The following is an 11,213-nucleotide window of genomic DNA, read 5'->3' on the forward strand; positions in this document are numbered from 1 at the left end:
CGTCAGCTCTCGTCAACAGCGGAAACGCAACGGTATAGTTTCCACCGCACACTCCGAATGTCAATAGGATCGATCGGAATGCAAACTGTCCGGGTTCCCGAAGCGAAAGCGGGCGGCCGCCCGACGCTGCAGGAGTCGGAACTCCGTCTGCAGCGCGTGCTCGAGGTGGCGACGCGGCAATTCCTGGGCGCGGGCTATCGGGAGACGAGCCTGGACGGCATCGCGCGCGAGGCCGGCGTCGCGAAGAAAACCCTGTACAGCCGGTTCGGCAGCAAGGCGGGCCTGTTCGCGACGATCCTCGACACGCTGCGGCGCGCGTGGGTCGAGGAACTGCGCGGCCTCGTGGTCGAAGCGGGGCGCCCCGAAACCGTGCTCGAGACGGTTGCGCTGCATCTGCTGGAAGTGGGCACGCGCCCCGAGATGATCGAGTGGTACCGGTTGCTGCTGCTCGATGCGCACCGTGTTCCGGAACTAATTCGCGGCTATTACGGCAAAGGGGGCGCGCTGAGCGGGATGGAGCCGCTGTCCGGCTATCTTCGCGCGGCGGTCGATGCAGGCAGGCTGGAAATCGGCGACGTCACGCTCGCCACCGAGCAGTTCGTCTATCTGGTGCTCGGCGGCATCCGCACCCGCATGCTGCTCGGCGCCGCCCGGCGCCCCAATGCGGCGGCGCGCGCGCGCATCGCGCGGCAGGCGGTGCGCATCTTTCTCGCCGGCTGCGCGAAGTAGGCATGCCGGCCGCGCGCGAAGCGTGCCGCTTGTGCGTGCCGCTTACGCGGGCCGCCCGAACCCCGACTCGACCCACCGGTCGGCACTGGCCTTGTTCAGTTTGAACCCGGCCGATACCTTCGCTTCCCCGAGCAGGTCGCCGAACCGGTCGAACGCCTTGAGTTCCGCATAGGGCTCGAACTCGTCCGGCACGATATCGAGCGTGACCGACACTTCGTCGTCGCCGGCCCAGACCGTCACTTCCTTGTGCAGCATCGCGCGCCGCTGCTGCGCGTGCCGCATCAGCACCTCGGTCGCGGTCTTCACGAGTGTCCGGAACGCATTCGCATCGAGCGGTTTCGGGTTCTTCTTGTCGCGGCCCATCGTCCAGGGCCCGACGAGTGCCGGCTCGGACTCGCCGTCCTTGACCATCTCGACGGCCCAGCCGTCGTCGTCTTCGTTCTTGATGACGCGCGCAGTCCAGCCGTTGTCGCGCCAGAGGGTATCGTCGTGGATCGTGGTGTCGTCGGCCTGGAGGTCGGAATCGGTCATGGGTCAGTCGGAGAGAACAGGCGAGGGCGCACGCGGCACGTCAACGGCGCGTTGCCCGGAAATCGCATTCGAAGGCCGCAATTTTACCCGCAGCGCTGCCCGCCGCATCGCGCCGGCGATCACGTTGGCCACCCGGCCAGTCGCGCACCGCCCGGCAGGGTTTTCATCAAGACCTGATTGCGCTGGCCCGGTCCATCATCAGGAGTGCTGCGCCGATGCCCGGCGCCACATCCACATCACGGAGGCCGATCGTGCCGCCCAACCCGATCCCGTCAACTGCGTTCGTTTTCGCCGGCGGCGGCAGCCTGGGCGCGATCGAGGTCGGCATGCTCCACGAGCTGATCGCGAGCGGCGAGCGCCCGGATTGCGTGATCGGCGCGTCGGCGGGCGCGATCAACGCCGCCTATTTCGCAGGCCGTCCCGATGCGGAAGGCGTCGCCATGCTCGCCGCGCTGTGGCGCAGCATTCGGCGGCAGGACATCATGCCGCTGTCGATGCGCAGCCTCTTCGCGATGGTCCTGCGCAACCGGCCCCACCTCGTCGAAGCCGACGCGCTGCGCCTGCTGCTGGAAAAACACCTGCCGTACCGCCGGATCGAGGAAGCCGCGCTGCCGCTCCACATCGTCGCGACCGACATGCTGAACGGCACCGAAGTCGTGCTGTCGGCCGGGCCGGTCGTGGACGCCGTGCAGGCCAGCGCCGCGATCCCCGGCGTGTTTCCTCCGGTGCGCATCGGCGGCGTGGAGCTCGTCGATGGCGGCGTCGCGAACAATACGCCGATCTCGGTGGCGGTCGCACTCGGCGTCAAGCGGATCGTCGTGCTGCCGGCCGGCTTCGCGTGCGCGCTGCGGGTGCCGCCGCGCAGCGCGATTGCCCACGCGACGCATGCGCTGACCCTCGTGATCGCGCGGCAACTGGTGCACGATCTGGAGCATTACGCCGCCCGCGCGCAGATCCACGTCGTGCCGCCGCTGTGTCCGCTCGACGTGTCGTCCTACGACTACACGCAATGCGCGCAACTGATCGACCAGGCCGCGCAGCGGACGCGTGCATGGATCGACGGCGGCGGGCTGGTCGAGCGCGCGATCCCGGGCGAGTTGCGCGAACATCATCATCGTCCCGCGCTGGCCTGACGGGCTGCGCATCGCGCCGATCGGTCGTGCGGCTTCAGAAGCCGCACCGCGTCCTTCCGGGGGCGCAGGCGAAGCCGACCAGGAAGCGGATCAAATATCAAACTTGTACGACGCTTTTGGCGGCCCATTGAGTTTCCGTCCGATACCACGTTCCGCAGCGGATTCATAAAATATCTGACGAGCTAAAAATAGCTCGTGCGGGTAATTCGATCTCAACACCGGATCGCGGGATATCTGCGCGATGCGGAAACCTTCAGGAAACGTGGAAATGAGTATCGGGAAATTCAGTGTCCGTACCGTATTCGCTCATGACTGGCCGTTGACGCTCGCCGGCCTTGAGTACGTCGCGGGAAGCGCGTGCGCGATCGAACTGGTCGGCGCGTACCGGAATACCGGCGATCTGATCGCGGCGCTCGACGACATCGAATGCGACATCGTGCTTGTCGATCACTCGATGCGCCACAGCGGGCAGATGGACTGGCTGAAGCTGTTCGAGCGCCTGCGGCTCGGTCATCCGAACGTCGGCGTCGTCGCGCTGGTCACGTACGAGAATCCGGTGATCATCCGCTCGATGCTGTCGAGCGGGGTGTCGAGCGTCGTCAGCAAGCACGACGACGTTGGCCACATCGTGACCGCGATCCACACGAGTTACGGCGGCGGCCGTTACCTGTCGCCGGCCGTCAGGCAGACGCTCGATTCGACCGATGAAGACGCCCCCGCCGTGGTGAAGCTGTCGCCGCGCGAAATCGAGGTGATTAGCCTCTATCTGGCCGGCATTTCGATCAATCGGATCGCCGAACGGCTGAACAAGGGCAAGCAGACGGTCAGCGCGCAGAAGATCAGCGCAATGAAGAAGCTCGGCGTGAAAAACGATATCGAACTCGTGCAGCGAGCGGCGAGCCTCGATCTGGCTGGCGGCCCGCTCAGGCCGGCAGCGCAAACCGCGTGACGGCATCGCGTAGTGCTTCCGCCTGGTCGCGCAGCGAATGCGCGGCGGCGGCGGCTTGCTCGACCAGCGCCGCATTCTGCTGCGTCACCTGATCCATTTCGCCGACCGCGCGGTTGACCTGCTCGATTCCCGTGCTCTGCTCGCGCGACGCGTGGCTGATCTCGTCGAGGATCTCGTTCACGCGCCGCACCGACTGCACGATCTCGGCCATCGTCTGGCCCGCGTGCGTGACGAGCGTGGCGCCGTGCTCAACGGTTTCGTTCGACGATACGATCAGCGACTTGATTTCCTTCGCCGCCGTTGCCGAGCGTTGCGCGAGCGAGCGCACCTCGGCCGCGACGACCGCGAAGCCGCGGCCCTGTTCGCCCGCGCGCGCCGCTTCGACGGCCGCGTTCAGCGCGAGGATATTGGTCTGGAACGCAATGCCGTCGATCACGCCGATGATGTCGCCGATCTTGTGCGAGCTGCTGGTGATCTCGGCCATCGTGCGCACGACGTCGTCGACGACCGTGCTGCCGCGCGTCGCGACCTGCGCGGCCTGGTCGGCGAGCGTGGCCGCCTGCGCGGCGCTGTCCGCGTTCTGCTTCACGTTCGCGGTCATCTGGTCCATGCTCGACGCGGTCTGCACGAGCGCGGCCGCCTGTTCCTCGGTGCGTTGCGACAGGTCCGTGTTGCCTGCGGCGATCTCGCTCGCGCCGACGTTGATGTTCTCGGTGCCGGCGCGCACGCGCGACACCATGTCGATCAGCCCGCCCTGCATCGTATGCAGCGCGTGCAGCAGGCTGCCGCGATCGTTCTGCTTCACGTCGACGCGCGCGGTCAGGTCACCTTGCGCGATCCGCTGCGCGGCGTCGAGCGCGGTCTCGAGCTCGCCGCCGAGGTTCGCGCGCACGCTGCGCAGCACGAGCACCATCACGAGCGTCGCGATCGAGCCGAGCACGGTCGTCATCGCGAGCCAGCGGCCGACGCTCGCGAGCACGGCTGCGTGCACGTCGTCCATGTACATGCCCGTCACCAGATACCAGTCCCACGGCGCGAAGCGCTGCACGGCACTGGTCTTGTCCTGCGGCTTGTCCGCACCCGGCTTCGGCCACAGGTACGTGACGAAGCCCTTGCCGCCTTCCCCGTTGGCGGCTTTCACGATCTCGACGAACAGGTGCTTGCCGGTCGGATCGACGAAGCCGGACACGTCCTTGCCGTTGAGTTCGCTCTTGATCGGATGCATCACGATCACCGGCTTCGAATCGTTGATCGAGATGTAGCCATCGGTGCCGTGGCGCATCGCGGCGATCGCGTCGAGCGCCCGCTGCTTCGCGTCGGCTTCCGGCATCGCGTTCTGCTGCGACAACTTGTAGTAGTGGTCGGTGACGCTCGTCGCCTGCGCGACCAGCGACGCGAGCTGGTCGCGGCGATCGTCGATCATCGACGTGCGCGTCTGCCACGCGCCGAGTCCGGCGATCACCAGCAGGCCGAGCCACAGGATGACGATCATCGAAGCGAGTTTCTGGTTCAGGGTGAGATTGCGCATGGTGTGTGGTCGGTCGATCGGGGAAACGCGCCGCTTGCGGCGTGACGGGGTCACTGTTTGACGGCACGCGAGGCCGCAGGGTGTAGGGGGGGAATCCCTAGGAGACGGCGGGCGCGAGAGATTCACGCGGGACGGATGGCCGTGCGTCGGTCGCCGCATGCAAGGTCTGCGGCTGAGGTGTGCTTGAAGCGGGAGGGGGCGTGCGCGATGCAGCTGTTGGCGCGTCAGTGCGTTGCGATCTCGACGTGGCGGATCGTGCGAACGACGCGGACGAATTCTGTCACCCCGCACCAGGCTGGTGCGGGCGGCGACGCTTGCAGCGCGACGATTCGACGACGTCTAGACAGGGTCCTTGCTGGGCGGCCCTTCCGGCTGCTGCGGATTCTCGTGATGTCCGGGCGATGGCGGCACGAGCGGGTCGCCTTCCGGATCGCGGGTCGGGTCTGCCGGGGGCTCGGGCAGCGGAGTCGTGTGATCGGTCATGGAGCCCTCGCGGATCGTGATGGCGGCAGCGAGGCGCGGGCGCCTCGTCTCCGTTATAGGCAATCGGACGCGCGTTTGCACCCGGTTTTGGCCGGCGGTCGCTCAGGATTCGCCGCGCCCGCGCGCGAGGTCGGCGGGCGTGTCGACGTCGCGCAGGATGCCCGGATCGTCGACGTCGAGCAGCGTCACGGGCTCGCGCGCGAACAGCACGCGGGCACCCGTATCGCCGTCGAGCGCGGCAAGCGCGTCGTAATGGCCGGCCCCGAATCCGACCGGATGGCCACGCATCCCGCGATAGACGGGCGCGACGATCGACGCGTCGTCGGCGTCGAGCGCGCGCGTGACGGCTTCATAGGTGGCGGGCGTGATCCACGGCATGTCGCCGAGCGCGACGAGCCAGCCGCTCGCGTCGGGGCTTTCGCGCACTGCGGCGGCGAGGCTCGCGCCCATCCCGCGCTCGGCGTCGGCCGCAAAGATCACCTTGCAACCCGCTTCGTTCAGCAGCATCGCGAGTTTGTCGGCGCCGGGGCGCACGACGGCGATCACGTCCGCGGTCGCTGCCGCGAGCCGGCGGGCGGCCGCGACCGCGACCGGCGTACCGTCGGGAAGCAGGGCGAGCAGCTTGCTGTGCAGGCCGCTGGGGTCGAAGCGCTGACCGAGGCCGGCGGCAAGGAGGACGCCGGTGGCGAGCGACGCATAGGTCATCGGCGAAGCGGGAACGGGAAGCAGGTGCTGGAATTGTGCGTGAGCGGGCGGTGATGGGCAAGTGCGGATTCGCGCGCGAGCGGAGCGTGACATCAGCCGCGCGCCTTGCCCGCGTGCCCCCCGTGAAGTAGATTTTTTTTATCGAGGTGAGACGGGCGGGAGGGACTGCCATGGAACTGAGCGTAGAACGTGTCGATGTCTGGGCCGCCACCATCGAAGACAAACCGGGCGGCCTCGCGAACGTATTGGGCGCGTTGCGGGATGCGGGCGCGGACTTGCAGTTCGTCGTTGCGCGCCGCAAGTCGGACGCGCCGGGCAAGGGGATCGTGTTCGTCGCGCCACTGCAGGGCGACGCGGTGATCCGCGCGGCCTCGCAGGTAGGGTTCAACGTGACCCCGAGCCTTCACTCCGTCCGTGTAATGGGTTTGGATCAAATGGGCGTCATCGCGCAATTGACTGCGATGCTCGGCGACGGAGGGATCAATCTGCGCGGCGTATCGGCCGCCGTGCTCGGCTCGCAGTTCGTTGCTTATATTGCGGTCGACTCGCTGGGCGATGCCGACAAGGCGATCGACATCCTGCAGAGGGCCTGACCACCCGATTCATGCGAGGCCCGGTTGACGTTTCGTACCGATCGTTTCATAATCGCCGCCAACCGGTAATTCGGCTTGGTGGAGGGCGATGATGGCGCGGCCGCGGGAATTCGATGCCGCAGAGGTTTTGCACAAAGCGATGGAAGTCTTCTGGCGCAACGGCTACGAAGGCACTTCCGTTGTGGATCTGGTTGATGCGACGGGGCTCGGCAAGAGCAGCCTTTACGGTGCATTTGGCGGCAAACGCGAGCTTTTTCTCGCGGCATTCGACGCGTATCGGCGCGATCGCGCTCGTGACATGCACCAGATCCTCGACCACGGGCCCGCTCGCGACGCGATCGAGACATTTTTCCGCATGATCGTCAGGGATGCTCGTGCGCCGAAGTTCTCGAACGGATGCATGAGCATCAATCAGGCGGTTGAAATGGCGCCGCACGACCCCGAGGTTCGAGAGCGGGTGCAGGGCGACTTTCAATATATTGAGGATGCCTTGACACGTACGATCGAGCGCGGTCACGGAGACGGTTCGGTGAGCCGCGCGAGACCTGCGCGAGACGTGGCCAGGCTCCTGGTTGTCGCGTTCCCGGGGCTTCAGGTGATGGTTCGAGCCGGTTACGGTAACGAGCGACTCGATGATGCGTTGCGACTGCTTTTCCTGAATCTCGATTGAGAGTGAAGACGTTCGAGGTCGTGCATGCAGGTTGCATGCACTTTTTTTGCCCGATTCTGTAACGACCGGTGCTTAATAATCCCCCGCGTAGAAGGAGTGTCACCATGAAGGTCCAGCAAATCCGCAATGCAACCGTCATCGTCGAAATCGCCGGCACGCGCTTTCTCGTCGATCCCGTGCTCTCGCCCAAGGGCACCTATCCCGGATTCGCAGGCACCGCGAACAGCCACCTGAAATGGCCGACCGTCGAGCTGCCCCTCCCGGTCGAACAGATCGTCGATGTGGACGCCGTCATCGTGACGCACACCCATCTCGATCACTGGGACGATGCGGCCCGATCGTCGATCCCGAAAGGTTTGCCGGTGTTCGTCCAGCATGAGCAGGATGCCGCGATCGTGAAGGATGCGGGATTCACGGATGTGCGCGTGCTCACGGACAACGCGTCATTCAACGGCGTGACGCTCATCAAGACGCCCGGTCAGCACGGGTCGGACGAAGTCATTCACGCGATTGGCGATCGGATGGGGCAGGTGAGCGGCGTCGTGTTCAAGCATTCGGCGGAAAAGACGCTGTACCTCGCCGGCGATACGGTCTGGAACACGTTCGTGGAGGACAGCCTGAAAACCCATCGGCCGGATGCCGTCATCCTGAACAGCGGCGATGCGCAAGTGCCCGGCCTGGGCTCGATCATCATGGGCAAGGAGGATGTTCACAAGGTCTATCAGGCCGCGCCTCAGGCGACGCTGATTGCGTCACATATGGAGGCGGTCAATCATGCAATGCTGACCCGGAAGGAACTGCGTGAATTCTCGGCTGAGAAGGGGATGACTGATCGGTTGGTCGTGCCGGAGGATGGTGAAGTGTGCGTCTTTTGATGGCAGTAATCTGAGGCGGGATGAGCGAGCGGACCGCGTGCCGTGACGACTACCGGATCGCGGCAACCCACTGCACCAATGCTTGCGTATCCAGCGGGATCACCGCGACGCGTCCCAATCATTTTCCGCAATCGGATCTATGGGATGGCGCGTAGCGCGTGACCGAACCGCGCAATTTATCCATCAGCTGGGTTTCACGCGCGCGATACGGCCGGATTTGACAAATCGAGAAGGTGCTGCGGGACTGTCATGGGTGACGAATAGCTGAGCGCAGGGAAGCAGGGCGGCGCGACAAGAAGAATGCGAACGCTGTTACTCGGGCATCCTCGTAGTTCTGCGAGGTGATTCTGCGAGGCGACTCGTAACCGAATGTCACATTTAGTCAAGTCGACGTTCGTCTCTCGACAAACGGTCCTGCGTCGGGTATTAGTCGGAACAAAGAATCCGAGAGGGCTAAAATCAGTGAAAAGACATTATCTGAGAGTGGGTGACAAGTCGACTGCCGGGGGCGTAGTGACAGAGGGCATTGCCACTACGTCAGTCATGGGGCAGCAGTTGACGCATGTCGGCGCGTCGGTGATGTGTCCGGCATGCGGCTCGGTTGGACATGTCGTTGCAGTCGGCCCGCGGTTCCCCGATGGCTGGATGGGGCAGAAGGTCGCGCTTGAGGGCGACAAGGTTTCGTGTGGCTGCTATCCGATGCCAACTATGCTTCCGTCGCAAAGCGTGATGTTCGAGCAATATGATGGCGAGGGGTTATCAAGTATGGGATTTGCGGCGACAGATGTTGTGGCATTGACAAAGGCTGATCCCGAGCACTGGGTACGGTTCAAGCTGAACGAACAAGGCAACTGCGAAGGGCTGCGCTGTACTGCTCATTTTGCAGATGGGTCTGTTGAGGAGGGGGTTGTCGACTCAAGGAATATGGTCGCATTTGATCGGCCAAATAGTAGCCCATGCCAGAAAATTGAGCTCCATGTCGAGGGTGAACAAGCCAACTACAGCTCGGTCACCGAGCGTCTGATCGACGCGATTCTGAGGTAAGTATGGCAGAAAACCAGAATAAGGCCATCCACGAGGGCAGTTACGCGACGCAAGAAACGCATCATATTAGAAGTGACTTCCTTGAAAAGGCGATCGCCTCCTTTGAGGCGGCTGCGACACGGTTTGCCTATGACGTCATCAAGAACGAAGATACGCGCAAGCGCTATATGGCACACATCAAGGAGGTTTCCGACGAGGTTCGGAAGGAAGTTGATTCCGGTCGTATATCCGTTAAAGAGGGGGCGCTGTTTTGCAACCAGACGCGTGATCAGTTGTTTGTCGAATATCGGAAATATACGACGGCCACCGGTGTGGCTGAGGCCGAAAGGTTGAAGTTGAAGGCCAAAGGGTTCGATTACTATCTCGATAGATACGCCATGCGCGACTTCGGAAAGCCTTTTTCGGATTTGACCGAAGTGGAGCGCAATAAAGTCTACTATGAGGTGATCAAATCTGCCGGCCGGCCGAATGCTGGTGTGAATACCAGAATCATGAAGATGCGAGCATATAGCACAGTCCTGATTTTGTTGACTGCTATGCTCGCCGCTAATGAAGTATATAGGGCGGAAGATAAAATAAAGGAGCTCGCTCGGCAAGGCAGTATTATCGCGGGCGGTATGATCGGTGGTGGAGTAGCTGGATTCTATGTCTCGTTTTTGTGCGGTCCGGCAGAACCAGTATGTGCCATCGCGACGGTCACGCTCGGAAGCACCCTGGGCGGCATGATCGGTGGCACACTGGACGAGCTATATCAGATGGAGCTCGAAATTTTCACGCGCTGGAACGCCCGTTGATAGGGGCAGGTATGTCGACTACTCAGGAAATTGTCCTCTTCGTGCTGTTCGTAAGCTCGGCTGCGGTGTTGCTGCTTAACGTTGTACATACTCCATGGATGTTTGACTACTGGAATCTGGACAACGAAATCGAGGAAGAGCCAAGCAAGCTTGATTTCCTACGCAACCAACCCGCTTTCTATACCGCCGCAGTCGTGTTGGCAGCTACGGCAAGCTACTATTTCTGGCTGACTAGATAGTGTGTTCAAGATGCGATCGCACGCCGCGTCGGGCGCTTGCGTCTATAAGTTTGAGGACGCCTCGAGCGTTCTCATTGTTTTGTTCAGATGGTTTGCGGAATGCCCAGACAGGCGGCAGCGTTACTCCCCTCTGCCGGCAGAAGCGAGCACTGCTCACGCATCCGCCCACCGCCGCAACAGGTTGTGATAGATCCCGGTGAGCGCGATCACGCTCGCGTCCTTCGCGCCTTTCTCCGCGGATAGCTGCTGAACCTGCGTATCGAGCTGAAACAGCAGCGTCCGATCCGCGTCATCGCGCACCATGCTCTGGATCCAGAAGAAGGAAGCCACCCGCGCGCCGCGCGTGACGGGCGTCACGTGATGCAGGCTCGATGCCGGATACAGCACCAGATCCCCGGCCGGCAGCTTCGCGCGATGCGTGCCGTACGTGTCTTCGACGCACAATTCGCCGCCGTCGTACGCTTCGGGCGCTTCGAGAAACAGCGTCGCCGACAGGTCGCTGCGCACGCGGAAATCCGTGCCGCGCAGCAGCCGAATCGCGTTGTCGACATGCGTGCCGAACGCTTCGCCGCCTTCATAACGGTTGAACAGCGGCGGAAACACCTTGAGCGGCAGTGCCGCCGAAAAGAACAGCGCATTGCGCGCGAGCGCATCCTGGATCGCGTCGCCCACCACGCGCGCCGCAGGCGAACCCTCGGGCAGTTGTCGATTACGTTTCGCGAGCGCGGACTGCACGCCGGACGTCGCGTTGCCGTCGGTCCACTCGGCGTGGTCGAGGATGTCGCGGCATTGCGCGACCTGCTCCGTGGTCAGCCCCCCGCGTCAGAATAGATGCCGCCCGGATAGAATTGGAACCTGGGGGCAGTAAAGAGAGAATGAATTGGCGCGATACGGACAGACATTCAAGGACAGAGCAGTGGCGCGGTTGTTGCCGCCGGAG

At 63.4% G+C, this 11,213-nt stretch carries 13 protein-coding genes; 9 read left to right on the forward strand and 4 right to left on the reverse strand.

Translation table 11 applies throughout. The features are described from left to right. Nucleotides 1-78: 78 nt before the first annotated feature. Nucleotides 79-729 (forward strand): TetR/AcrR family transcriptional regulator, encoded by a 651-nt coding sequence (locus DID96_RS10470; protein ID WP_260463840.1) that lies wholly within the window; start codon nucleotides 79-81, stop codon nucleotides 727-729. A 42-nt stretch (nucleotides 730-771) separates the two neighbouring features. Here the strand turns inward: DID96_RS10470 and DID96_RS10475 are convergent, their stop codons facing one another. Further along, complete coding sequence (locus tag DID96_RS10475) at nucleotides 772-1,260, reverse strand: hypothetical protein (protein ID WP_124599281.1); 489 nt, start codon at nucleotides 1,258-1,260, stop codon at nucleotides 772-774. Between the two features lie 251 nt (nucleotides 1,261-1,511). Between DID96_RS10475 and DID96_RS10480 the strand changes: the two genes are divergently transcribed. Together DID96_RS10480 and DID96_RS10485 are read left to right on the forward strand one after the other, a co-directional pair. Then, the gene (locus tag DID96_RS10480) at nucleotides 1,512-2,393 is read left to right on the forward strand and encodes a patatin-like phospholipase family protein (RefSeq protein WP_124599282.1); all 882 of its coding nucleotides are present in this window, start codon (nucleotides 1,512-1,514) and stop codon (nucleotides 2,391-2,393) included. A gap of 274 nt (nucleotides 2,394-2,667) precedes the next feature. After that, nucleotides 2,668-3,342, forward strand: a complete 675-nt coding sequence (locus tag DID96_RS10485; protein ID WP_124599299.1) for a response regulator transcription factor — start codon at nucleotides 2,668-2,670, stop codon at nucleotides 3,340-3,342. On the opposite strand, the gene DID96_RS10490 is transcribed toward DID96_RS10485, so the two are convergent. Together DID96_RS10490 and DID96_RS10495 are read right to left on the reverse strand one after the other, a co-directional pair. Beyond that, on the reverse strand, nucleotides 3,317-4,870 hold the full coding sequence (locus DID96_RS10490) for a methyl-accepting chemotaxis protein (protein ID WP_124599283.1): 1,554 nt from the start codon (nucleotides 4,868-4,870) through the stop codon (nucleotides 3,317-3,319). The two genes, DID96_RS10485 and DID96_RS10490, sit on opposite strands and share 26 nt — an antisense overlap. A 585-nt stretch (nucleotides 4,871-5,455) precedes the next feature. Further along, nucleotides 5,456-6,058 (reverse strand): NTP transferase domain-containing protein, encoded by a 603-nt coding sequence (locus DID96_RS10495; RefSeq protein ID WP_124599284.1) that lies wholly within the window; start codon nucleotides 6,056-6,058, stop codon nucleotides 5,456-5,458. A gap of 170 nt (nucleotides 6,059-6,228) precedes the next feature. On the opposite strand from DID96_RS10495, the gene DID96_RS10500 reads away from it, so the two are divergent. The 6 genes from DID96_RS10500 (at nucleotide 6,229) to DID96_RS10530 (ending at nucleotide 10,273) form a co-directional block, all read left to right on the forward strand. Further along, complete coding sequence (locus DID96_RS10500) at nucleotides 6,229-6,651, forward strand: ACT domain-containing protein (RefSeq protein WP_124599285.1); 423 nt, start codon at nucleotides 6,229-6,231, stop codon at nucleotides 6,649-6,651. 139 nt (nucleotides 6,652-6,790) lie between these two features. Further along, nucleotides 6,791-7,321 (forward strand): TetR/AcrR family transcriptional regulator, encoded by a 531-nt coding sequence (locus tag DID96_RS10505; RefSeq protein ID WP_260463841.1) that lies wholly within the window; start codon nucleotides 6,791-6,793, stop codon nucleotides 7,319-7,321. Nucleotides 7,322-7,425: 104 nt separating this feature from the next. Then, entirely contained in the window at nucleotides 7,426-8,196 is a 771-nt protein-coding gene (locus DID96_RS10510) for an MBL fold metallo-hydrolase (RefSeq protein WP_124599286.1), read from the forward strand. 369 nt (nucleotides 8,197-8,565) lie between these two features. Further along, entirely contained in the window at nucleotides 8,566-9,240 is a 675-nt protein-coding gene (locus DID96_RS10520) for a PAAR domain-containing protein (protein WP_124599287.1), read from the forward strand. Between the two features lie 2 nt (nucleotides 9,241-9,242). Then, nucleotides 9,243-10,034 carry a hypothetical protein gene (locus tag DID96_RS10525; protein WP_260463842.1) on the forward strand — a complete coding sequence of 264 codons (792 nt, stop codon included), beginning with the start codon at nucleotides 9,243-9,245 and terminating at the stop codon, nucleotides 10,032-10,034. 11 nt (nucleotides 10,035-10,045) lie between these two features. Further along, nucleotides 10,046-10,273 carry a hypothetical protein gene (locus DID96_RS10530; protein WP_124599288.1) on the forward strand — a complete coding sequence of 76 codons (228 nt, stop codon included), beginning with the start codon at nucleotides 10,046-10,048 and terminating at the stop codon, nucleotides 10,271-10,273. Between the two features lie 153 nt (nucleotides 10,274-10,426). Here the strand turns inward: DID96_RS10530 and DID96_RS10535 are convergent, their stop codons facing one another. After that, complete coding sequence (locus DID96_RS10535) at nucleotides 10,427-11,086, reverse strand: Fe2+-dependent dioxygenase (RefSeq protein ID WP_124599289.1); 660 nt, start codon at nucleotides 11,084-11,086, stop codon at nucleotides 10,427-10,429. Nucleotides 11,087-11,213: the final 127 nt, after the last annotated feature.

This window comes from Burkholderia sp. Bp8963 (assembly GCF_003854275.1).
Lineage (GTDB): Bacteria > Pseudomonadota > Gammaproteobacteria > Burkholderiales > Burkholderiaceae > Burkholderia.